Below are 24020 nucleotides of genomic sequence, written 5' to 3'. Positions count from 1 at the left end.
TCATGCATTTCATCGAACTGTTGATATTATCATTTATTATGCTTGCATAGTAAATTAGTTGTAGATACTTTTGCCCCCGTTTTAAAAATCAACAGTAGTCACTAAAATCATTTGCCCTTGAAATCTAAATCAATTTTTGCTGTTCTATTCATTACATTCTTCAGTACTTTTATGTATAGTCAAACTACAGAGGTATCCATCTCTGTAACTTGGCCAAACTATGCAGAAGAGAACACCTTGCAGCTTTACAATCCAAGTGGTGTATTGATCACCAGTATTTGTGTTCCCACCAACTGCTATAGCAGCGATGGGTCCGACCTTAGCTATAACACCACCGTAGATCTTGGTTGTTTAACAGATGGTAACAACTATAGCCTATATCTCTTTGATGCCGCTGATGATGGTTGGGATGGTGCAGATAATCTTACCGTGACCGTCGGTGGTGTGCCGGTCATTTCCGGTAACGATGGTGGCAATGCCTCCAACGCTGGTTATGGCCCAATAACTTTTAACGTAAGCGGAGGGAGCAGCGCTTGTAACGCTCCTGAAATAGATGTCTTAGGCAATTCTGCCAATATCGTAAACGGTGATACGACTCCCGAGACGTTTAATAATACCGACTTTGGTAGCGTTAATGTTACTGCGGGAACTATCTCTAAAACCTATACTATTGAAAATGATGGTACTGGTACGCTTACCCTTGGCGCCAATGCAGTCACAATATCTGGAAGTTCGGATTTTACAGTGGCCACGCAACCAGCTGCGACAGTAGCGGCAGGAAGCTCCACAAGCTTTCAGGTAGACTTTGACCCTTCCACTTCAGGTTCGATCAGCGGTGTGGTTAGTATTAACAACGATGATGCAGATGAGAGTCCTTTTACCTTTAGCATTGCTGGTACTGGACTTTCAGCTACAAGGGAAATCGCGGTCACCGGGAACAATATCGAGATCGTCAATGGAGATACCACTCCCGATACTTCCGATTACACCGATATCGGAATTACCACTACGGGTACACAAGCGGTAACGACCTTCGCCATAAAAAATATAGGAGCGACCACCTTGAATCTAACAGGCAGTCCGCTGGTTCAATTGGCTGGAAGTGCTGATTTTTCGGTGTCATTACAACCATCGAGCAACATAGCGCCTGGCGATAGCAGTACCTTTAGGATAACCTATACCCCTAGCACCTCTGGAAGCGATACAGCCCTTGTCACCATTCTTAATAATGACAGCGACGAGAGTGTATATTCATTTACCATACAGGCAGAGGCTATGGATTCGGGACAATCTCTTTATTGTTATGACTTCGAAACTGGGAGCAGTGGATGGTCTGCCACTACGGAGGCTTCTGGTGAATGGAGAAGAGGAACAGAGGGCACGATGAGCGCTGGTGCAAACGGAAGATATTTATACTCTAGACGCTACGGTGGAAACTATCAGGATAATACGGACCTCGTGATCGAATCTCCAAGTATGGACTTTAGCGGATATAAGAATGTCGTTGTAAAGCTTGATGTGAACTACGAAACCTCAAACGATTCTAATGCCACCAGTGCCTCTACAGACGGCATGTGGATTGAATTCTCCAACGATGGTGGTGCTACATGGTATCGCCTCGGTAGCGAAAATGAAGGCAGCAATTGGTATAATGCCAAAAATGTCTTTAGCGCGACGGATATCAATGGAGACCCCATCACTGAACATGGTTGGTCTGGAGCATCAGCTGGCTGGTTAAATGCACAATTGGATATGGAATCGCAATCGGCAGATGATCAGGCTGATGTGAGATTTAGAGTCATCTTTAGATCTGACGCAGCCACCACTGATGTCGGTATTGCCTTTGACAATTTCTGTATCGAAGCAGACCCGATCACCACCACCGCATCCGCCAGCTGTGGAACTAGCGGAATTGGCGATGGAATAGAACTATGGCTTAGAGCGGACCAAATTCCTGGCGTTAACGATGGTGATGCAGTAGCCTTCTGGCCAAATATCATCTATCAAGATACCTGGACCAGTGCTTTTGCCTCAGGAAGCGAACGCCCTACTTTTAAAAACAATACGACGGATAATGTCAATTTTAATCCTGTTGTAAATTTTGATGGGACCAATGCCATGTACGGTAAAAAAGGCTTTTACAATAAAGAGATCTTCATTGTTGTAAATCCGACAAATGCAACCAACTACCAATCGGCAACGCAGGACGTCTTTATGGGGGACGATTATACCGAGGTTCCTAATACCCAAGACGTGACAGGGATCTCTATTGGAAATACCTCTGCGCGATTCAACAATGACATTGCAGCTTACAATCAAGGTCCTGAAACAAAATATGGAAAGGCGATCGTTAGCACCTTCATCTCTTATGACAAGCCAGTGCTTTTCAGTGTTAGAGAAAATGAGGCAGGTGACGGAGTCGATATCTTTTTCGACGGCTTGAATATCGATTCGGCAGCAATTTTTGGTAGCCAAGAAGTGAATAAGACGAGTTTTAAGGAAATATTGAACTCCAGATATTGGCTTGGACGTAGTGAATTCTTTGGAGCGAGTTTTGAAGGTGATATTATGGAAATTATCACTTTTTCGGAAAGGAAGTCAGAATCGCAAAGAAAGGCCATCGAAAGCATACTCGCTGTTAAATATGGAATTACCTTAGGTATCCCTGGATCCACCATCAGCTATGTGGATACCGAAGGGAACGACCTGTGGGACGGTGCCTCGATCAGCAAAGGATTCGATAACAATGTCGCCGGCATTGGACGTGATGATTGCACCTTCTTTCAGCAAAAACAGTCTAAAAGTATCGACGAAAATGCCTTCTTGACCGTTGGCCTTGGTGACCTCTATGACACCAATGCCGATAATCCAAATAATTTTGCGGACAACAGAGACTTTTTAATGTGGGGAAGTACCAATGCCACCTTAACAACCTCTGCCATTCCGCTGGTGATCAATCTAGGTCCTACCACCGTAACCACCATCACTGATATTTCAGAAAGGAAGTGGAAATTTATCGAGCATGCCACGACCGATATCACAGACGTAAAGGTTTCTGTAGACAGCGCCAGACTAACTGGTCTTCCGACACTTACAGGAAACGACGCCTACGTAATGATCGTCGCCGATGATGAGAACTTCACCAGTAATATCGAAACTGTCTTTACCACTTCCAATGGTTCTTTGGAAGAGGCGTATTATGATTTCGACGGTACCAAATATGTCGCTTTCGGGGTGGCGCACGAAGTGAAGGCGGATCGTCATTTAACCTTTGATGGTATAAACGACTATACCCGTATAGGCAATAAAGTTGAACTCGCAGGCGCTTTTTCCGCCATGGCATGGGTAAATACGTCGGGAAGCAATTCAACATCGAGCAACAAGACCATCGTAGCCAAGAAGAATGCCAGCGTAGGCTATAGCTTCTACTTGCAGAATGACAACCGCATAGCTTTTGAATGGACCGATAGCAGTAATGCAGTACAGAAAATAGTTTCCAACACTGCCTTGAACAATAATGTATGGAGACATGCTGCCGTTACCTACGACGGAACCGAAACAAAACTTTTTATTGATGGTGTATTGGATAACACCTTAGCGTTAAACGCCCCTGCTGCAACGACTGCGGAATTTTCTATCGGAGCCAATTATATCTCCAAGAATTCAACCGCAGACCATTTTACTGGAAACATAGATGAGGTCATTCTTTGGAGTAGAGCGATCACAGTAGACGAATTGCGATTTATCATGAATCAGGAGATTCAGAATGATGGAAGCGGTACGGTTGAAGGGAAAATTATCCCAAGTGCTATCAGTAAAAATGATATTAGCGGCGCTGCTTGGACAGACCTTATCGCCTACTACGATATGAATTCCTATATCGGAACACATCTCAACGATGTTTCGGGCAATGCCAACAGAGGTAGTTTAGTGGTCCCGGATAGATTTAGCATCGAGCAGCAGACCGCTCCCCTGCCTTATGTTTCTTCGGCTGATGGCTCTTGGACGGATGCCAGTATCTGGAACTATGGCAACACCCAATATACCCCAAATGCAAAGCTCACCATCAATGGGGTGGCGACCGACATCGATTGGAACATCGTCCAGGTTGGCCATAATGTTTACAGAACGGAGGATACCGAGCTTCTTGGACTTATCTCAACGGGTAATGAGCTTACCATTTCTAACGATAGTGGATTGACCATTTCGCATTACCTAAGATTAGATGGTACCATCGATCTGGAAGGTGAATCTCAAATGATACAAACCTTGGGAAGTGACTTGGATGTGGCAAGTACCGGTACCATTGAACAAGATCAACAGGGTACTGCAGACAGCTATACCTATAATTATTGGAGCGTCCCGGTAAGCCTTGCCAATGCCGCCAGTAACAATAATGGTTACACCATTGCGGACGTCCTTAGAGATGGTACAACAGCTTCAAACCCACAAGCCATCAATTTTAATAATAATTACGCAGCAGCAGACGGTGCTTTGAGCAGCCCAATTACCTTGAGCACGTATTGGATGTACAAGTTCAATGGCCCTACCAACGATTACAACTCATGGGTCGCTGTTGGAAATTCTGGGTCCATTCAAACGGGAGAAGGATTTACTATGAAAGGATCTGGAGCTGGGAGTATCCTGCAAGAACAGAATTATGTCTTCACAGGGAAACCTAACAATGCCGACATCTCTCTTCCACTGACAGCTGGATATGATTATCTAGTTGGAAATCCATATGCTTCTGCGATCGACGGAAGACAGTTCATCACTGACAATCCAGCTACCTCAGGAGTTATCTACCTTTGGGAACATTGGGGAGGTGGAAGTCATCAATTGGCGGATTACCAAGGTGGTTATGCGATGGTTAACTTGTCTGGTGAAGTACAAGCGACGTCGCACCCGGATGTAAGTCAGGCCGGAGCTTCTGTGAAGACGCCATCTAGATATCTGGCTGTAGGACAAGGATTCTTCGTCACTGGATCTTCAAATGGCACAGTGAACTTCAATAATGGGCAACGCGCCAATGTAAAAGAGAGTTCTGGTAATTCTGTTTTCCTAAGAAATCGTAATGATGAGGATTCGCAAGTGAATCGTATGGCGGATGATCGCAGAAAGTTTAGAATAGGATTTGACGCGCCATCTGGCCTTCACAGACAGTTATTGCTTACCATTGACGAGAACGCCACCTTTGGGGTAGATTTTGGATACGATGGAAGAAATCTAGACAATCAAATCGATGATATGTTTTGGACGATCGAGAATGGTGACTATATCATTCAAGGAATTCCTTCTATCAATGACGACACCATCCTTCCATTGGGAATCATTACCAGAGATGGTGGAGAGGTGACCATTGGAATTGATGCTTTAGAAAATATATCAAGCGATACAGCCATCTATCTCGAAGATAAACTGACAGGAACAATCACCGACTTACGATTGCAAAATGTCACTACCAACATCGAAAGTGGTGACGTTTACGATCGTTTTCAGATCATCTTCTCGGATCAGAGTCTCAGCATTGATGATCAAGATCTGAGCAAAAGCGGAATTGATGTTTATCATATTAATGATAGCAATATTCTAAAACTGATCAACAACGGAACTGAGGAAATCGATGAGGTGACCATATTTAATATGCTTGGGCAGGTGGTACGCACATGGAAAGTGACGAAAGATGCCAATGTGTACACTACCATAGGATTGACAGCAGGTACATATATTGCCAGAGTCTCGAATGGCAAAGGCGAGATCTCTAAGAAATTTATCGTAGAGTAGCCATTTAACCTATTGAATTATGCTATAACAGAAAGGCCTCGTCGATGACGAGGCCTCTTCTATCTATAAGGTTGTAGATTTTCCTAAAACCTTGAGCATATCATCGAAAGCATAGGTGGTTTGTTCTCCCGATTGCATGTTTTTTAGTACAAAGTTAGAAGCCGTCAATTCTTCTGGCCCAATGATCACCACAAAGGGTACATTGCGATTGTTGGCATAGGTCATTTGCTTTTTCATCTTAGCAGCATCTGGATATAACTCGGCATTCTTGCCAGCGGCGCGCAGGCTTGCAATGAACTTCATACTTTGCAAGGCTTCGGCCTCACCAAAGTTGATGAACAAGATGTCCAAAGTATTTGTGATGGTCTCTGGAAACAGCTCTAATTCTTCCAGCACCAGGTAGATACGATCCAATCCAAAGGAAATACCCACACCGCTAACATCTTTCAATCCGAAGACACTAGTAAGGTCGTCATAGCGACCACCACCTCCTATAGAGCCCATCTTCACCCCTTCGGGAGCAGCAACTTCAAATATTGCACCAGTATAGTAATTGAGTCCTCTCGCCAAGGTGACATCAATATCCAATGTAGCAGATCTAAGACCGAGTGTTTCTATATTTTCAAAGATAAATGAAAGTTCCTCCACGCCCTTGGTCCCCACTTCTGAAGACTTAAGCAATTTTGTCAATTGCGCAAGCTTCTCGGTGTTGGTGCCAGTGAAGTTAAAGAGTGGTTGCACCTTTTCGATCGCTTCAGCTGAAATTCCTTTTTGAAGCATCTCATCCTTTACACCATCCTCTCCGATCTTATCCAATTTATCTAAGGCTACTGTGAAATCGATAAGCTTATCGCTGGCACCGATCACTTCGGCAATACCGCTTAGGATCTTGCGATTGTTCATTTTGATGGTAACCCCTTCCAATTTCAAGTTTGAGAAAACTTCATCGTACAATTGTACCAATTCTACTTCCTGCCATAGGGATTCGGAGCCAACGACATCGGCATCGCACTGATAGAATTCTTGAAATCGTCCATGCTGAGGTCGATCTGCACGCCACACCGGTTGTATCTGGTAACGTTTAAAGGGAAAATTAATCTCGTTTTGATGTTGTACCACATAGCGGGCAAAGGGAACGGTGAGGTCATATTTTAAGGCTTTCTCTGAAAGTGAATTGGAAAATTTGGCCAAATTACCATCTTTGAGCGCAGCAAGATCCGCTTTTTTCACCTTATCACCAGAATTCAATATTTTAAAGATAAGTCGGTCACCCTCATCACCATATTTTCCCATCAAGGTGTCTAACTTTTCAAATGACGGCGTCTCGATAGGTTGAAAGCCATAGCGTTGGAAACTTCCCTTGATCGTATCGAAAATATAGTTGCGCTTTACGACCTCTACAGGTGAAAAGTCGCGCGTGCCCTTAGGTATGCTTGGTTTTTGTGCCATTTACGTTTGATGTTCAGTGTTTGGTGTTTGGTGTTTGGTGTTTGGTGTTTGGTGAAAATACTAAATCAAAATAATCTAACAACTCTTCACTCTTAACTTTTCTAGATTCACTCGTAACTATTCACTATCAACTATCAACTATCTAAATGGATCAATTGATCGAACCAACGATACAATTCTCCCTTGGTGATGCTAGCGCCTTGTTGTATTAGCTGAAACTTATCCGCATTCTTATCATTTGAGTATTTTTTCTGTGCGGTCATCATCTCTACGGCGTCGCTATGAAAATTATCTCTAAACCATGCAAAACCTTCCTTCGTCCCTAAATCGACGTCCTCGGCATGTACTTTTATTGCAATCAGATTCATGATATGCTCTTCAAGGAAGAACAAATGCATCTGCTTTGATGAAATGTTCTCTAAATACTCAACCCTGTTCAGCACACCTTCCCAAATAAGGTCACTAAAAACATCCAGCTCTTGTTCGGCAGCTTCTGGTTTCTCGTTTTTAATGTTTTTCCACTCTTCGGCAGTGATCGATTGCGTCGCCAAAAAGTTGATAAACTCTTGGTGTAATTCTTCAAATTGCTCCTTGGTGAGTCTTGCGTATTTCATTCGTTTCAATTAAGCTGCAAAAATAAAAAAGGCTACTTAAATCGAGTAGCCTTTTGAGTTAATAAATCGTTGATCAATAGATTCCCACCGACATGGGAATGCAATGAACAAATGTCTTTAGAATATATATCGCAAACCAAACTGTGCTTGCCATCTAGACTGAAGGCTTTGGTCGAAACCAAAGGTTCCTCTAGTATTCAAACTTTGGTCAAATGAAAAGGTCGGCACATTATTACTATCAATGGAAACCACCGATAACGGATTCTGATTGTTAGGTACCTCTACCACTCCCCATTCCGAATTGATCAGGTTGCCAAAGTTTAAAATATCAGCACTAAATTGGATGGTGTGTGTCTTCCCATCGGCCACTTTAAAGTTGAAGTCCTGTAGGAACTTTATATCCCAACGGCTTCTCCAAGGAGAAAGCGCTCCATAACGCTCGGAATAGCTTCCGCGATTCTCGCTTAGATAATCGTCTTGCTGGATATATGCCTCGAAGTCGGCCGCCATGGATGGATCAGTGAATTGCATTTGCTGTACTTCGGCAGCAGTTGGGATATATAACAGGTCATTGTTCTGAAAGGAGCTATCTCCATTGATATTACCACCATAGGTATAGTTGAATCGTCCTCCCTGTGCATACTCAAAGAAAGTGGAAAGTGTAGTTGCCCATTTATCATTTCCATAGTTGAAACGCTTAGAAGCGACACCGATCACTCTATGGGTATCACCATATCTAGAAAATGACAACACATCCTCGTTAACATTGCCAGAAGTTGGATTGAAGTCAAAGGCATCCCCAGTGATCTCTGCTTCGATAGAATTCACGTCTTTGGCATTTAGATAATTGTATGCGATACTGGCAAATAGTCCATTATCAAAATTCTTTTGAGCTTTAAATGTAGCATTCCAGATTCTTCCGTCGTCGGAGTTCGTAAATACATAGGCGTTGGTGAGACCACCAAACTGATTCACAGAACGGTCTGCCGCAGTATAGAAGGGTCTGTTGTCGCCAGGGGCATTCAAAGTGCCGGTAGCATTCTCGGTATCGATTCCCCAGTTCTGCACGTGTGCCGCGTTAATATCTTTGGTATATGAAATATCTGCGGTTAGCGTGATCCCATTTTCCAATCTATGATCTACGCCAACGTTGGTGCGCCATACCTGTGGCCATTTAAAGTCGGGATCAACGATCTGATAAAAGAAGAAATCGACACCTTGCACTTGATTTCCTAGCCAAACAAATGGGAAGCGACCTGTAAATACACCAGTTCCTCCACGGACTTGGGTTTTGTTTTCTCCTTTAACATCCCAGTTAAAGCCTAGTCTCGGAGATATAAGGATGTCATTTGAGGGTAATGTTGTAGAGTCCAAGAAGGTCTCTTCGCCTGTTGCTGGGTCGAAATAAGTGATGCTTGGTGTATACGTTCCTCCCGAGAAATCGGCAGGATTAAAAACACCGCCCTTACGGGCAATATTCTCCTCGATCTTTTGACGTGTATCAAAATATAGAGGGCGGTCAAAGCGTATGCCGTAGGTCAACTTGAAATCGTCAGTAACATTCCATTCATCCTGAAGATAAAATGCCAACTGTCCTACATTGGTCTCTGCCAGTGCCCAACCTCCAGGTGTGCCATCGGGAAATTGGTTGTTGTTTGCAAAGGTAGCTTCTGCCGCCTGGATCAAATCCTCGATCAAGCCTCCCGGTTGTGCGGCATCTAAAAATTCTTGTACCGTTCTAAAGTTACCGAATGTATTGTCAAATCTGGGGAATCCAAAAGTTCCTCCATAGACGCCTAAGTTAAAAGAGTTGTCAAACTCAAACTTCTCATAGGAGAAACCTATGGTATAGGTATGGCTACCTTTAAAGATATTCAGATTATTGGTCAACTGAAACACCTTCTGGTCCAAGCGGTTGTTGATCGAAAAGGGTTCATGTCCAGCGACTATATAGTTGGTGTTATCTCCATTTTCTATAAGGATACTTGGCGCTGGTGTGGAAAGCGGGTCCCTAAAGTCGTCAAAATGCGTATATCCGACTTGTAATTTGTTGGTCATCTCGTCAGAGATCGTAGAGTTCAATTCTAGCTGCACTGAATTCAAATTATTGTTGATTCGATATCCAGAATTTTCAAACTGCAAGGTTTGAAGACTGGGGCCTCTTATACCAAGTGCAGAAGGATGTGCAGGCTTTTCCTTGGATGCATTCAAGAAATTGTAGATCAAAGCCAAGCGGTTCTTATCATCGATATTCCAATCGAGCTTAAAGATTCCTTTGGTAGATTCTGCACCATAGGTGAAGCCTTCGAACCTTCCGGTATTGTATCCCAAAGCGGCCAAGGCATCTTGAACAGCGATCAGATCTGTCTCTAGCACTCGAGATTCGTTGATCGCACCAGTTCCTCTATTGGGAACAAATCCATTGGAACCAAGATCCGTTCTCTCATCTTTCTCAAAATTAGCAAAGAAGAATAATTTATTTTTTACAAGTGGCCCTCCAACGCTAAAGCCGTATTGATTTTGTTCTAGATCGGGTCGTATCGCGTCTTCTCCTTGAATCTTATTACCTGTAAGGCTTTCATTTCTAAAGAATCCGTAGGCCGTTCCATGGAACTCGTTGGTACCACTCTTCGTCACAGCATTTACGGATGCTCCGGTAAATCCGGATTGCGTCACATCATAGGGTGCAATAGAAACCTGGATCTGATCGATCGCGTCCAGAGAAATAGGTTGTGCATCGGTCTGGCCACCAGGCGTTGGTGCATCCAACCCAAAGGGGTTATTAAAGATGGCTCCGTCCAAAGAAAAGTTATTGAATTGGTCGTTACGTCCTCCAAAGGAATTTCCGCTGGAAGAAGGTTCCAAGCGCGTAAAATCTTGTGCCGAGCGCGAAATGGTAGGCAATCTGGTCAATTCTCTTCTACCTACGCTGGTCTCCGCTCCTGTACGGTCACTTCCAAAGGTGCCCGTTTGACTCCCAGTAACGACTACCTCTTCGAGTTGTTGCGCGTCAGAGACCATTTGAATATCCACATTATAGGTCTTACCAAGCGTAAGGAAAATGTCCTTTAATTCTTGGTCCTGAAAACCAACGTATGAGATGGTAATGGTATACGGACCGCCAACTCTTAAGTTAAGAAGGTTAAAGCGACCATCAAAATTGGTCGCTCCTCCGTAGGTGGTTCCTGTAGGCGTATGAACAGCCACGACATTCGCCCCTGGCAAAGGTTGTGACTCATCATCTAGAACCACTCCTTTGATGTTGGACGTTGTTACTTGTGAATAGGCTACTCCCGTTAGTAAGAATAGCAAAATACCGGCGAGATAGTTTTTGATCATTGTATATTGGTTATTATGAGGTTATCACAAATTCAGATTAAAGATAACACAAAAAAAGGCCGCAAAATTGCGGCCTTTTATTTATTTCTCAACGTGTATTGTTGATTACTTTGCTTCTGCTATCACATCAAAAGGAAGGTCTACGACCACTTCTCTGTGCAAACGAACAACTGCGTTGTACTTTCCAACACGCTTTACTGTTCCACCTTGGATAGCGATGAATTTCTTATCGATATCCTGACCATTCTTGGCCAAAGCCTCTGCGATATCTGCATTACCTACAGAACCGAAGAGTTTATCACCCTCACCGGCCTTTGCGGTGATCTTCAATTCCAATGCTTTCAGTGCTTCTGCGACCTTTGTGGCCTCATCTACGATCTTCTTTTCTTTGAAAGCACGCTGCTTTAAATTCTCTGCCAATACTTTCTTTGCAGAAGTAGTTGCCAAGACAGCATATCCTTGTGGGATAAGATAATTACGTCCGTAACCATTCTTTACAGTTACTAAATCGTCTTTGAATCCTAGATTCTCAACGTCTTGTTTTAAAATCAATTCCATGGTTGCGTACTTATTATTTTAACATATCACCAACGTATGGCATTAATGCTAGGTGACGACACCTTTTTACAGCCACAGCTACTTTTCTTTGGTACTTCAAAGAGGTACCTGTGAGTCTTCTTGGAAGGATCTTCCCTTGCTCGTTAACGAATTTCATCAAGAAATCTGGATCTTTATAATCAATATATTTGATGCCAGATTTTTTGAAACGACAATACTTTTTAGCCTTGCTCGTCTCAATATTCAAAGGAGTAAGATATCTGATCTCTCCTTCTTTTTTACCTTTTGCTTGCTGTTCTATTGTTGACATAATCTCTTAGGCGTTAGCTTTGTTTCTATTTCTCCTTTTTTCTGCCCACGCGATCGCGTGCTTGTCTAACTTGACAGTTAAATAACGCATAATGCGCTCGTCGCGTCTAAATTCTAACTCAAAAGGGTCGATCGCCTCTCCTGGTGCTTGGAATTCGAATAAGTGATAAAACCCACTTTTCTTGTGCTGTATTGGGTATGCTAGCTTTTTAAGCCCCCAATCTTCTTTTGCCACAAATTTGGCACCCTTTTCAACTAAGAAATCTTCAAACTTCTTAACTGTCTCCTTTACCTGAGTATCAGATAAAACGGGATTTAAAATGAAAACAGTTTCGTAATGGTTCATAATACTATGATTAACTTATTTTTAAATTGGCTGCAAAAATAATATTTTTACTTATAACAACAAACAAAATACGCGCTAAATCCCAACCTCTTAAACCACAGTATTTTAATTGTTGACAACAATTTGTTGTTTTTTAGGCTATTTTTTTATAACATTGCTTTGTTAATCCCAAAAACTTAACCTAAAGATGAAGGTGAATTGTATCATTGTAGATGACTCTTCGATCCAGCGACTTGCTGTGACGAAGCTCATTCTCAACAATCCTTCTCTTAACTTGGTGGCTGAGTACAGTAATGCTATTGAAGCTAAGAATGGATTAAAGACCAACGATGTAGATCTCATTTTTCTCGACATTGAGATGCCGGTGCTCAATGGTTTTGATTTGTTAGAATCGCTTCAAGACCCTCCTCAAGTAATTTTGGTAACAGGAAAAACCGAATATGCGTTCAAAGCCTTTGATTACGCAGTTACGGATTATTTACAAAAGCCTCTTACTAAAGAACGCTTCGACCAAGCAATTGGAAGGGTGGTTGCAAATCTTAGCCAAAAGAATACCAGGCCTGGAGAAGAAGAAGAACATATTTTCGTGAAGAGTAATCTGAAGAAGCGAAAAGTCATTCTTAACGATATCAAGTGGATAGAAGCGCTTGGTGACTATGTGAAACTTGTAACAAACGAAACTAATATTGTGGTATTATCAACCATGAAGTCGTTTGAAAAAGAACTTCCCGAGGAAAAATTCTTAAGAATTCATAAATCCTACATCGTCAATTTGGACAAAGTAGAGCGTTTCAATAGCAAGACCGTTGAAGTCGAGGGAAAATTACTTCCGTTGAGTAGAAACAAGAAAGGCATCCTTTCTGATGCCCTATCTAGCATTTAATAACAGTCAACATCCATTACGATCTTGACCTTACGATATTGAGGAACAGCCAAAAAGCTGTTCCTTATTTTTTGAATATGATCCTTGGTCTTTCTTAGCGATTGCCCTTCGGGAATTTTTACAAGTATGTTTTTGTGGTATTCGTTTCGAATTCTTGACACAGGAGGAAATTCTGGCCCCAGTACATATTCTCCCAATCCCTGGCGCAGCGCCTTGGCCAACCATGCCGCTCCTTCGTTGACCAAATTATAATCCCTTTGCTTTAACGTGATCCTGATAAGCCTAAAAAATGGGGGATACTTATATTGCCTTCGCTCATTGATCTGGTCTTCGTACATCGATGCATAATCATTGGACGAAACTTGTTGCACAATTTGATGCCACGGATTGTAAGTCTGTATGATCACCTTTCCGCGTTTTTTTGTTCTGCCTGCTCTTCCAGCCACCTGTTGCATCAATTGGAAACTTCGTTCATGCGCTCTGAAATCGGGATAATTGAGCAGCGCATCAGCATTGAGAATACCCACTAAATTTACATTGCGAAAATCCAATCCTTTGGTCAACATTTGTGTTCCGACCAAAATATCTACTTCCTGTTGTTCAAAAGCACTGATGACCTTTGAAAATCCGTGCTTTCCGCGAGTCGTATCCAGATCCATCCGCGCTACTTTGTGGTCCGGGAAAAGCTCTTTGACCTCTTGCTCGATCTGCTGTGTGCCAAAGCCCTTTGTGCTTAGTTCGTTACTTCCGCAGGCCAAACACGCTTGCTGCATGGCCATTTGATAGCCGCAATAATGACAGCGTAATTGATCCCTGAACTGATGATAGGTAAGACTTACATCACAATTGGGACATTGCGGGGCGTGACCACAGGTATTACATTCGACGATAGGTGCATATCCTCTCCTATTTTGAAAAAGGATGATCTGTTCGCCCTTATTCAAGGATTCTTGCATCTCCTCTATCAAACGATCGGAGAAATGTCCCTTCATTCGCTTCTTTCGATGCTTTTCCTTGATATCGACCAACTCGATGTCAGGCATCAGCACATTGCCAAATCTTCTGGAAAGTACGGACAACCCATATTTTCCCGTATTAGCATTGTAAAAGCTTTCGATACTCGGCGTAGCGGACCCCAATAACACCTTCGCTCCATGTATCGTTGCCAATACGATGGCCGCATCTCTGGCATGATATCTAGGGGCTGGGTCATATTGTTTGAACGATGCCTCGTGCTCTTCATCTACAATGATGAGCCCAAGATCAGAAAACGGTAGATTCACCGCCGAACGCGCTCCCAGCACTATTTGAGCCTTCGACCTTCGTTTTAAGACATTATTCCACACTTCTACCCGTTCGTTCACGGAATAACGGGAATGGTACACCGCAACTTTCTCACCAAAGTAGTTTTGAAGACGATCGATGAGTTGTGTGGTAAGGGCTATTTCGGGCAATAGGTAAAGCACCTGCTTTTCTTGTGCTAGTGCTTCCTCGATCAATTTTACATATACTTCGGTCTTACCAGAAGAGGTGACCCCTTGAAGTAGCACAACATTTTTGTCCTCAAAACCTTGAATGACCTCTTGAAGTGTCTCTTGCTGAAATTCATTTAGTTCTTTCGAAGCTTCGGTCGCTTCACCGCTATAGTGGACCCGATCGGTCTGAATATGAAATTCCTCCAGCACATCTTTGTCTATCAACGATCTTATGATGGCGACAGCGCAACCACTTTCCCTTTCGAGGTCTTTTACTTTGATGGGCTTTTTAGTTTTTGCCGAGAGCGAAAAAAGGGTCATAACCACTTGCCGCTGCTTGGGAGCTCTATGGAGCTCGTCCAAAAGCTGATGCAGCGCGGCCTCTGAAGCATATGAAGTACTTAGCTTTACATATCGTACCAGCTTTGGCTTGTATTGCTCATAGATCTCCTCTTTGAGGGAGATCACCCCTTTTTCTATCAAACGTCGAAGTATGGGAAACACTTTTTTCTTTTCAAGGATATCGCTTACTTCATGCACCTTCAGCACCGACTGGTGTTGTAGTGCCTCATAGACCAAAAACTCTTCATCTTTTAGGTCGGATTCATCAATGTTTGCCGTATCATTTCGCTGTACGATCGTTTCACTCTCCAACAAGAAAGCGCTGGGCATGGCCGTGCGAAACACTTCGCCTATGGAACACATATAATACTCCGCCATCCATTGCCAGTGCTTTAATTGATGCTCATTTACCACTGGGACTTCGTCAAGGATCTGCTCAATGTCCTTTGCCTCATATACGGTGGGCCGATCATTATGAATCTTATTGACGAGCGCGGTATACACCTTGCTCTTTCCAAAAGGCACTGCCACACGCATTCCTCGTTTTAGGAAACGGGCTTCTGCCTCAGAAATACGGTAGGTGAATTCTCTTTGAAGCGGTATGGGAAGAATGACGTCTGTAAAATACTGCATTAAATCAAAGGTAATTCAAAGGCGTAGAATATAAAAGCCGTCTTTCATTTGGAAAAACGGCTTCTTCTTTTATCATTTGTGCCACGCTATTTTACGCGATACCAATTTTGAGTGCGGTATAGGAACGCGATATAGCCCCTAACATTCAATTTATCGCTGTCATCCTCATCGACCCAGATCTTGCATTTATACTCCTTTCCCTTTTCCGGATCAAGGATCTTTCCGCCAGAATATTCGTCACCTTTATCCTTTAAACCATCGATGATCACCATTCCCAATACAGGCTTGTCCTTTCTGGGGTCGTCATCATCACACTTGAAACATGTGGGATTTTCTTTTTCGGGATCGATCAGCTTCACGATCTTTCCAAATATCTTTCCACCTTCTTTATAGATCTCTACAATGGATCTGGCTTCGCCGGTCTCATCGTCAATAGTTTTCCATTTGCCCACTACGCTTTGCGCACTTATGGATGCGAGTCCGAACATAAAGAAAGTGGCAACTATGATTTTCTTTTTCATCTGTATAGTTTTAAGTTAGCTACCTAGCATTGCTTTCTTCAACCCCTTGTCGGCCGGCCTATCACATAACCAGATACCGAAAAGGGCCTTTTTGAATTCCAAGCCTTTGATAGTGCCTGCGATTTTGCCATTCTTATATACGACCACACCTGTTTCAGGTTTATATAACAGGTCGAAAATATCTCCCTTTACAATGGGTTCTTTCTTGAAAATGTCGATGAATGTCGCGATCTCTTTGGTCAACGAAGTCATATCGCCATTGGTGGATTTTTCGAACCCCTCGGTCACGGCACTACTCATTTTTTCGCTGGTGACCAACTTGGAAACGATATGAAGCTTCAACGCCATGGCACTATCATCATTCATGATCTTGGTGGCATTGTTCATTTTTGTTTCCAGATAAAGACTGCCTACGTAAAGGTCTATCCATAATTTCTCTCTGAGCCCAGCGCCATTCAACAACAGGCTTTCACCTCCAATGGTGATCCTTTCGGCAACGTCAACACCGGAAATCTCTGTTTGAGCTTTGGAGGTGAAAATTGCCGTAAAAAGCATTAGCAGCGATAAGGTCTTCTTCATCATTCTTTTTTATTAGGTTAAGATTTGAACTATATGAACTTCATGTTAAACTTTACGCTTCAGCTTGGTAAGGGACGCATTCAACTCGAACCCGAGAAGTAAAATATTGCTATTCAACCATATGAATACCATCAATATCAATAACCCTCCAAGCGCACCGTACAACTCGTTATATCTAGCGAACTTATCAACATAGATACCAAAGGCGTAGGACGACAATAAAAATAGAACCGTCGTCATCAAAGCCCCTGGAGAAAAGAACCGTGCCTTTCTCCCTTCGGCGGTGCCAAAATAGTATAAGGTTGCTGTAGTGACATAGGTCAAAAATGTAAAGAACAGCAACTTTCCAATGGTCACTCCCAAAATATCTCCTTCGTTCACATTATATCCTGTGGTCTTCCCAGCGAGCTCACTTACATACTCCACCACATAGAATTCAAAATATACAATTCCTACTGCGCCAATAATCAACAATAGTGCCAAGATAAGACCTACGAATAGGGCATACAGGTATTGTCTGATGAAGTTTCTTGTAAGATTTACATGATAAGAATTCTCGAATCCACTAAAAATGGCATTTACGCCATTAGCGATCAAAAAGATAGAAATGCCAAAGGAAGATGATAATAGCCCTCCCCTTTTTTGATCTTTGATCTCTTCATAGACCTCGCTGAAATAATCACTGGTGGCTGAAGGCAAGAACGACTCTAAAAAAAGTAAAAATTGCTGATCAAAGCTCTCGCCTGGAATATTGCTTTCCACCAAAGGTATCACGAATGGCAATAAAGTGACCAAAAAAATAAGCAGTGGAAAGATGGCCATAAAAAGGCTAAAGGAAATGGCACTGGCCCGCGTAGAAAGCGTTCCCTTTAAAATACCGATGATATAGATCTCTAGAAGATCGAAAATGGAAAGTCCCTCGAAACCTGGCAATCGAATATTTCTGAGAAATTTTATAATGTGTTTAATCACAGGTATTTTTTCGAGTTTGTGCTGCCTTACTTTCTTATCCAGCACCTTCTCGACGATCTTATCCTGTTTTTCTTCAAGACTTATCGCTTCTTTCTCTTCTTTCGTGTCTTCCAACATCATCAAACTGCTTTAAGGCTTAGATCCATATTATATACCGAATGCGTAAGGGCCCCACTCGAAATAAAATCCACTCCGCATTTCGCATATTCGGCGGCCGTATCTTCATTGATCCCGCCTGACGATTCGGTAAGACATCGGTCTCCGATCATCGCTACGGCCTTTCTGGTATCTACGTAATTGAAATTATCTATCAGAATGCGATACACACCTTCCGATCTCAGGATTTCTTCAATTTCTTTCAAATTCCTGGCTTCGACGATAATTTTAATATCCAATCCCTTTTCTTTCAAATAGCCCTTGGTCTTTTCAATAGCCTGAGTGATCCCTCCACAAAAGTCGATATGGTTGTCCTTCAGCATGATCATATCATAGAGTGCAAAACGGTGATTCTCCCCTCCTCCGATCTTCACGGCCCATTTTTCTAACGCTCTTATGCCAGGTGTTGTTTTTCGGGTATCCAATATTTTCGTTTTGGTGCCTTCAAGAAGCTTCACAAACCTATTCGTCTTCGTCGCAATGGCGCTCATTCGCTGCATGGCATTGAGCACCAAACGTTCGGCCTTCAAAATACTTTGTGAACGCCCCTCAACATAAAAGACAATATCACCATATTTTACGGCTGTGCCATCATCGATCAGAGTTTCCACTTTCATATCGGCATCCACATAATTGAACACCATTTTTGCAAATTCCACACCAGCGATGATACCCTCATCCTTTACCAAAAGCTTCGCCTTTCCAACGGCATCTGCCGGGATACAGGCCAACGAGCTATGGTCACCATCACCGACATCTTCACGGATGGCGTTGCTGATGATCAATCGTAATTCTTCTTGGAATTGTGCTTCTGAAATCATGTTTGCTAAAATAAGTAAAAGAACATAATTGATGCTACTAAATCGTATTTTTGGGGCATGAATATAAAGCTAATGGCTGTCGGAAAGACCGACGATAAACATCTGCAGGCGTTGATCGACGTTTATCAAAAGCGTTTAGGGCATTATATCAAATTTGAGTTGGATATCATCCCCGACATCAAAAAGGCCAAGAATCTATCTGAAGAGCAGCAGAAACAAAAGGAAGGTGCGCTTATTTTGAATAAATTACAACCTACTGATATGCTCGTTTTACTCGATGAAAACGGAAAGCAGTTCTCATCGGTCCAGTTTTCAGACTATCTTCAAAAACGCATGAATGCTGGTACCAAAACTTTGGCATTTGCCATCGGTGGCCCATATGGATTTTCGAAAGAGGTCTATTCGAAAGCGCAAGGAAAGATCTCTTTGAGCAGCATGACCTTTTCGCATCAAATGGTACGCTTGTTCTTTATCGAACAGCTGTACCGAGCATTTACCATCCTTAAGAATGAACCTTATCATCATAGGTAGACCTCCCCTAGGTTTTCAACCCTAGGTTACTTATTAGATCCTTTACAAGGCCATTAAGCACTTTTTAATGTAGTTATTTCTTTATTTTTGCCTCAATTAATCATGGATGCTGCATGAAACTCGTTTTTGCGACTAACAATCCCAACAAACTTCTAGAGGTAAAGCAACTACTTCCCTCATCAATTGAGATATTGAGTCTCGAAGATATCGGCTGTACCGAAGACATTCCGGAAACTGCAAACACCATTGAAGGAAACGCAATTTTAAAGGCCAATTATATCACAGAAAAGTATGGCCACGATTGTTTTGCCGATGATACCGGATTGATGGTCGATGCACTGGATGGCGCACCGGGAGTCTATTCTGCGCGCTATGCCGGCCAGCCTAGAAATGCCGATGCAAACATGGATAAACTGCTATCAGAATTGGAAGGGATGGATGATCGAAAAGCACATTTTAAAACGGTGATCGCCTTGAACAGGGGAAAGGACACTATACTCTTCACTGGAATTGCGGAAGGCAACATCATTAAAGAAAAACGAGGAGACCATGGATTTGGCTACGACCCTATCTTTTTGCCGAGTGGCTATGAGCAGACCTTTGCCGAACTTTCGATGGAAGAAAAGAACAAAATCGCCCATAGAGGAAAAGCGGTACGGAAGTTAATCAACCACCTTTTGAGCTAACTCCCTGACTCTCAATTTCTAATTATTCACTATTAATTAACTCATTATCCATTAATTAGTCTTACATTTGCACCCTTGTAAAAATGCCTGCTTTTGGGCACAGAACAAAAAGGCAGAAAGCTGTCTTTTTCAAATTTTATTTAATGAACAAATTCGAATTACTCGGACTGGAAGAGCGATTGGTCAAAGCCATTGAAGACATGGGCTTTGAAACGCCTTCGGAGGTCCAGGAAAAAGCCATTCCGGTGCTCTTAACAGAGGAAAGCGACCTAGTAGCCTTGGCGCAGACGGGAACCGGAAAAACAGCGGCCTTTGGCTTTCCGCTCATTCAACGTGTTGATGCATCAAACAAAGCCACTCAAGGCTTGATCCTATCGCCAACACGCGAACTATGCCTTCAGATCACCAATGAGTTAAAGAACTACTCAAAATATGTAAAGGGCCTCAATGTAGTAGCCGTTTACGGTGGTGCAAACATTCAAGAACAAGCTAGACAAGTAAAAAGAGGTGCCCAGATCATCGTGGCAACTCCTGGACGTATGCAAGACATGATGCGTCGTGGTCTTGTAGACATCAGAAAGATCGATTACTGTATCTTGGATGAGGCCGATGAGATGTTGAATATGGGCTTCTATGAAGACATCACCAATATCTTAGCCGATACGCCTGAATATAAGAGTACTTGGCTATTCTCTGCGACCATGCCAAAAGAGGTATCGGTCATCGCTAAGAAGTTTATGACGGAGCCGATTGAAATTACGGTTGGAGCCAAAAATGTTGGAAGCAAGAACGTACAACATGAATATTATACGGTAGGTGGCCGCGATCGCTATCAGGCCCTAAAACGTCTGGCAGATGCCAATCCCGATATCTTTTCGGTAATATTCTGTAGAACCAAAAGAGATACCCAAAGTGTTGCTGAAAAGCTCATCGAGGATGGATACAACGCAGCTGCATTGCATGGGGATCTTAGCCAGAATCAACGCGACCTAGTGATGAAATCGTTTAGAAATCGTCAGATCCAGATGCTTGTAGCGACCGACGTTGCCGCACGTGGTATCGATGTAGATGACATCACGCACGTGATCAACTATCAGTTACCAGACGAGATCGAAACCTATACCCACCGTAGCGGTCGAACCGGCCGTGCTGGAAAGAGTGGTGTATCTATGGTCATCGTCACCAAAAGTGAACTCCGCAAGATCAAGCAGGTAGAACGTATCATCAAAAAAGAGTTTGAAGCGAAGACGATTCCTACGGGAATGGAAATCTGCGAAATACAGCTCTATCACTTGGCAAGCAAGATCAAAAACACGGAAGTAGATGAAGGTATCGAACCATATTTGCCTGCGGTCAAAGATGTACTGGATGGCCTTACTAAAGAAGAGCTTATACAACGTTTGGTCTCGGTAGAATTCTCTCGTTTCCATAACTATTACAGCAAGTCCAAAGACCTTAACGTCAGTGCCGGCGAGCGACGCGATAGCGAACGCAGTACCGACGGCTCTGTTCGATATTTTATCAATATCGGAGAACGCGATGGTTATGACTGGAAAAACCTGAAAGACTATCTTAGAGATACGCTTGGTCTAGATAGAGACGATGTATTTAGAGTGGACGTCAAAGAGAGTTTTTCATTCTTTAATACGGATGCTAAACACCAAGAAACGGTGCTTTCGTTCTTTAAGGATTATAAAGAAAATGGTCGCTTTATCAATGTAGAAGTTTCCACAACCCCTGAAGGTGGTGGTGGAAGACGCAATCGCAAGCGCAATCGTAAGGATGGCGGCGGAGGTCGTAGGGATCGAGATCGTGGCGACAAAAAAGAATTTAAAGGCCAAAAACGCTTTAAAAAGGAAAAAAGCGGTGCTTTTGATAAATTTCATAAGGACAACAAACGCAAGCGCAGAAAATAAGTGCTGTTGTTAATATTACACTAAAAGTGCGCAGAAGCGCACTTTTTTTTGTTTTGTTTAGTACTTTTATCCGACTCAAAGAATTGCATGAAGAAACTACTTCCTATAATCCTGCTCTTTTTAGTCACTGTCTCTTATGCCCAAAAGGATAAAGACGGCCAACTTCCTTTGGAAGTTATTGGACAGGTGGTAAATAGTGTCGACGATTCTCCAATGGAAAGCGTACACGTCATCAACCTTAATACCGTCGTAGGGACTGTCACGGATAGCAAGGGTAATTTTACGATCAAAGCGAGTGTTGACGACGAACTATACTTTTCATTTTTAGGTTTTAAAGCTATCAAGGTAAAAGTAACACGCGATCTTCTTCGCTTTGAAGGGACCATAATAAAACTCACCGAGTTTGCCTATGCGCTGGAGAATGTAGAGATCACTCCTTACAATCTGACAGGCTATTTGGAAATCGATGCTAGGAATGTGCCGATCAACACTTCTCGACAATACAGCATCTCTGGTTTGCCTACTGGTTATGAGGGTGGTAATCGCAGTCCCGGTGCTTTTACCAAAGCCATTGGTGCTATCTTCAATCCTGCGAGTCTGTTGCATAACATCTTTGGAAAGAAACCTCAGCAAATGCGCAAACTGCGTAAGATGAAGAAGGATGACGAGATCAGAAATCTGCTTGCCTCCAAATTTGACAGAGAGACCTTGGTTCAATTGATTCAGGTAGAGCGTATCGACATCGACGAAATATTGCGCAATTGTAATTATTCCGACAGTTTTATCCGCTCGGCCAACGATCTTCAAATACTCGATGCTATCAGTGATTGCTATGAAGAATATCGTGTCTTGAACAGGGGCTAAAACCTCAATTTTCAGGAAAAAGCCCTTTTATACCTCTCGATTAAATCCTTAATTTTGACCATTCCCCTGCTAACTCCAGACTTATAAAATCACAAGTCATGAAGTTACTTATCATCTCGCAAAAACTCATCTTAATTCTTGCCCTTTTCACTTTTACCTTTTTTGCTTCGGAGCGCGTCACAGCCCAAGACGCAGACATAGAACGATTGGTAGAGCAGAGAGTCGACAGTATTATCGCAGAAGGACAATATACGCGCATCCCCAATGAGGATTTTGAAACCATCATAGATAATAAGGTTTCTGTGAAGATCAACGAGAAACTTCGATTCTGGGTTACCATCATCGGTCTGTTCATCACAGCACTCGGTGGACTCGGTGCATACACATTCAACAATAAAATTCAACAGATCATAAAAGAGCAGGCAGATAAACAGGTGAAAAGCAAGTTTGAGAGTATCAATGAGGACCTCTTGGATTATGCAAAATTTGCTGCCAAAAGTAAATTGGAAGATCTCAAGAAAAAATATGATATCGATCCCAATTCTGAACTGAATGTCATCGAAGGCAAAAAGCTGTTAAGTGAATTGGACACTCATGAGCATATAGAATTACTTCCAGAGACCATCGACCTGGTCGGATTAATGAATTACACGAGAAGGAAAGCTCCAGAAATCGACAAGCTCATCGAAAACTATGGCGAACGCTTTGAGTTGAAAGAAACGACCTATATGAATGCTGCTATCCTTCATATGGACGATTATGAGCTTAATGGTTCAAAGTACAGCAAACAACAATGTGTCGACTATTGCAATTTTGTGTCCAAAAGAATTCCTCATTATGGCGAACCAAAAGGAACATTGATACTCTTGTACGCCATTGACCATCAAAATGCAATCGTTCCCGAAGAAAAAGAGGACATTTTGAAAACGGTCAGAGTACTTATTCAAGACATCTTAAAAGGCTCATCTGGACAATTGGCAAGTAGTACGGTAAGCAGAATCAACAGGGACAAAAAAAGCACCATCTTTGGTCATTATATCTCTCACATCGAGACGCAACTCCCAGAAGAATTTTCGGCGCTTTATGAAAAGGCCATGCAATACGAACAAAGGAATGGTCAACTTGCATAACATATCACTCTTGCTCTTTAGCTTACTAAAACGTTGTAGTTAGGACCATCCTGGTATTTTGGTTTTTCTAGATGGTGTTTTTCTTGTTTATTTTTTAGCTTTACGATTCTAA

At 42.6% G+C, this 24020-nt stretch carries 18 protein-coding genes; 7 read left to right on the top strand and 11 right to left on the bottom strand.

Annotated features, from left to right (window positions below):
• The first annotated feature begins 117 nt into the window (after positions 1-117).
• Positions 118-5784, top strand: a complete 5667-nt coding sequence (locus ACFQ1M_RS09510) for a choice-of-anchor D domain-containing protein (RefSeq protein WP_386407454.1) — start codon at positions 118-120, stop codon at positions 5782-5784.
• A 63-nt stretch (positions 5785-5847) separates the two neighbouring features.
• Here the strand turns inward: ACFQ1M_RS09510 and hisS are convergent, their stop codons facing one another.
• The 6 genes from hisS to rpsF form a co-directional block, all read right to left on the bottom strand.
• On the bottom strand, positions 5848-7233 hold the full coding sequence (gene hisS, locus ACFQ1M_RS09505) for a histidine--tRNA ligase (protein WP_386407451.1): 1386 nt from the start codon (positions 7231-7233) through the stop codon (positions 5848-5850).
• A 134-nt stretch (positions 7234-7367) separates the two neighbouring features.
• Positions 7368-7847 carry a DUF6495 family protein gene (locus tag ACFQ1M_RS09500; RefSeq protein WP_386407448.1) on the bottom strand — a complete coding sequence of 160 codons (480 nt, stop codon included), beginning with the start codon at positions 7845-7847 and terminating at the stop codon, positions 7368-7370.
• 117 nt (positions 7848-7964) lie between these two features.
• Complete coding sequence (locus ACFQ1M_RS09495) at positions 7965-11186, bottom strand: TonB-dependent receptor (protein ID WP_386407445.1); 3222 nt, start codon at positions 11184-11186, stop codon at positions 7965-7967.
• Between the two features lie 105 nt (positions 11187-11291).
• Positions 11292-11744, bottom strand: coding sequence for a 50S ribosomal protein L9 (gene rplI, locus ACFQ1M_RS09490; protein WP_386407442.1), 453 nt, complete (start codon positions 11742-11744; stop codon positions 11292-11294).
• A gap of 13 nt (positions 11745-11757) precedes the next feature.
• Positions 11758-12057 carry a 30S ribosomal protein S18 gene (gene rpsR, locus ACFQ1M_RS09485; protein ID WP_386407558.1) on the bottom strand — a complete coding sequence of 100 codons (300 nt, stop codon included), beginning with the start codon at positions 12055-12057 and terminating at the stop codon, positions 11758-11760.
• Between the two features lie 3 nt (positions 12058-12060).
• Complete coding sequence (rpsF, locus tag ACFQ1M_RS09480; RefSeq protein ID WP_386407439.1) at positions 12061-12399, bottom strand: 30S ribosomal protein S6; 339 nt, start codon at positions 12397-12399, stop codon at positions 12061-12063.
• A gap of 187 nt (positions 12400-12586) precedes the next feature.
• Here rpsF and ACFQ1M_RS09475 point away from each other — a divergent pair, with 187 nt between their 5' ends.
• Positions 12587-13282, top strand: coding sequence for a LytR/AlgR family response regulator transcription factor (locus ACFQ1M_RS09475; protein ID WP_386407437.1), 696 nt, complete (start codon positions 12587-12589; stop codon positions 13280-13282).
• On the opposite strand, the gene priA is transcribed toward ACFQ1M_RS09475, so the two are convergent.
• From priA to nadC, 5 genes are all read right to left on the bottom strand, one after another.
• A complete protein-coding gene (gene priA / locus ACFQ1M_RS09470) occupies positions 13279-15732 on the bottom strand; it encodes a replication restart helicase PriA (protein ID WP_386407434.1) in 2454 nt (817 codons plus the stop codon). The genes ACFQ1M_RS09475 and priA overlap by 4 nt on opposite strands.
• 86 nt (positions 15733-15818) lie before the next feature.
• Entirely contained in the window at positions 15819-16253 is a 435-nt protein-coding gene (locus tag ACFQ1M_RS09465; RefSeq protein ID WP_386407432.1) for a DUF2147 domain-containing protein, read from the bottom strand.
• A gap of 15 nt (positions 16254-16268) precedes the next feature.
• Positions 16269-16835, bottom strand: coding sequence for a chalcone isomerase family protein (locus ACFQ1M_RS09460; RefSeq protein WP_386407429.1), 567 nt, complete (start codon positions 16833-16835; stop codon positions 16269-16271).
• A 42-nt stretch (positions 16836-16877) separates the two neighbouring features.
• Positions 16878-17924, bottom strand: coding sequence for a YihY/virulence factor BrkB family protein (locus tag ACFQ1M_RS09455; protein WP_386407426.1), 1047 nt, complete (start codon positions 17922-17924; stop codon positions 16878-16880).
• Positions 17924-18781: a carboxylating nicotinate-nucleotide diphosphorylase gene (nadC, locus tag ACFQ1M_RS09450; RefSeq protein ID WP_386407423.1), complete on the bottom strand. Its 858-nt coding sequence runs from the start codon at positions 18779-18781 to the stop codon at positions 17924-17926. Before nadC ends, ACFQ1M_RS09455 begins: the two co-directional genes overlap by 1 nt.
• 57 nt (positions 18782-18838) lie before the next feature.
• Between nadC and rlmH the strand changes: the two genes are divergently transcribed.
• From rlmH to ACFQ1M_RS09425, 5 genes are all read left to right on the top strand, one after another.
• A complete protein-coding gene (rlmH, locus tag ACFQ1M_RS09445; protein WP_386407420.1) occupies positions 18839-19312 on the top strand; it encodes a 23S rRNA (pseudouridine(1915)-N(3))-methyltransferase RlmH in 474 nt (157 codons plus the stop codon).
• 113 nt (positions 19313-19425) lie between these two features.
• A complete protein-coding gene (locus tag ACFQ1M_RS09440; RefSeq protein ID WP_386407417.1) occupies positions 19426-19998 on the top strand; it encodes a non-canonical purine NTP diphosphatase in 573 nt (190 codons plus the stop codon).
• Between the two features lie 143 nt (positions 19999-20141).
• Positions 20142-21914: a DEAD/DEAH box helicase gene (locus ACFQ1M_RS09435; RefSeq protein WP_386407414.1), complete on the top strand. Its 1773-nt coding sequence runs from the start codon at positions 20142-20144 to the stop codon at positions 21912-21914.
• Positions 21915-22001: 87 nt separating this feature from the next.
• A complete protein-coding gene (locus ACFQ1M_RS09430) occupies positions 22002-22778 on the top strand; it encodes a carboxypeptidase-like regulatory domain-containing protein (protein WP_386407411.1) in 777 nt (258 codons plus the stop codon).
• Positions 22779-22876: 98 nt separating this feature from the next.
• On the top strand, positions 22877-23908 hold the full coding sequence (locus tag ACFQ1M_RS09425; protein ID WP_386407408.1) for a hypothetical protein: 1032 nt from the start codon (positions 22877-22879) through the stop codon (positions 23906-23908).
• Positions 23909-24020 lie beyond the last annotated feature (112 nt).

It is taken from the genome of Sungkyunkwania multivorans, assembly GCF_042675645.1.
Lineage (GTDB): Bacteria > Bacteroidota > Bacteroidia > Flavobacteriales > Flavobacteriaceae > Sungkyunkwania > Sungkyunkwania multivorans.
The sequence above is the reverse complement of the archived record's forward strand: the minus strand, read 5'-3'. Positions and strand labels throughout refer to the sequence as shown.

Bases quoted from the DNA above. Each gene is read 5' to 3' on its own strand.
- ACFQ1M_RS09460 (WP_386407429.1), bottom strand. From the start codon at position 16,835: ATGATGAAGAAGACCTTATCGCTGCTAATGCTTTTTACGGCAATTTTC.
- ACFQ1M_RS09455 (WP_386407426.1), bottom strand. From the start codon at position 17,924: ATGATGTTGGAAGACACGAAAGAAGAGAAAGAAGCGATAAGTCTTGAA.
- rpsF (WP_386407439.1), bottom strand. From the start codon at position 12,399: ATGAACCATTACGAAACTGTTTTCATTTTAAATCCCGTTTTATCTGAT.
- rplI (WP_386407442.1), bottom strand. From the start codon at position 11,744: ATGGAATTGATTTTAAAACAAGACGTTGAGAATCTAGGATTCAAAGAC.
- ACFQ1M_RS09430 (WP_386407411.1), top strand. From the start codon at position 22,002: ATGAAGAAACTACTTCCTATAATCCTGCTCTTTTTAGTCACTGTCTCT.
- ACFQ1M_RS09435 (WP_386407414.1), top strand. From the start codon at position 20,142: ATGAACAAATTCGAATTACTCGGACTGGAAGAGCGATTGGTCAAAGCC.
- ACFQ1M_RS09475 (WP_386407437.1), top strand. From the start codon at position 12,587: ATGAAGGTGAATTGTATCATTGTAGATGACTCTTCGATCCAGCGACTT.
- ACFQ1M_RS09495 (WP_386407445.1), bottom strand. From the start codon at position 11,186: ATGATCAAAAACTATCTCGCCGGTATTTTGCTATTCTTACTAACGGGA.
- priA (WP_386407434.1), bottom strand. From the start codon at position 15,732: ATGCAGTATTTTACAGACGTCATTCTTCCCATACCGCTTCAAAGAGAA.
- rlmH (WP_386407420.1), top strand. From the start codon at position 18,839: ATGAATATAAAGCTAATGGCTGTCGGAAAGACCGACGATAAACATCTG.
- ACFQ1M_RS09500 (WP_386407448.1), bottom strand. From the start codon at position 7,847: ATGAAATACGCAAGACTCACCAAGGAGCAATTTGAAGAATTACACCAA.
- nadC (WP_386407423.1), bottom strand. From the start codon at position 18,781: ATGATTTCAGAAGCACAATTCCAAGAAGAATTACGATTGATCATCAGC.
- ACFQ1M_RS09440 (WP_386407417.1), top strand. From the start codon at position 19,426: ATGAAACTCGTTTTTGCGACTAACAATCCCAACAAACTTCTAGAGGTA.
- ACFQ1M_RS09425 (WP_386407408.1), top strand. From the start codon at position 22,877: ATGAAGTTACTTATCATCTCGCAAAAACTCATCTTAATTCTTGCCCTT.
- hisS (WP_386407451.1), bottom strand. From the start codon at position 7,233: ATGGCACAAAAACCAAGCATACCTAAGGGCACGCGCGACTTTTCACCT.
- ACFQ1M_RS09465 (WP_386407432.1), bottom strand. From the start codon at position 16,253: ATGAAAAAGAAAATCATAGTTGCCACTTTCTTTATGTTCGGACTCGCA.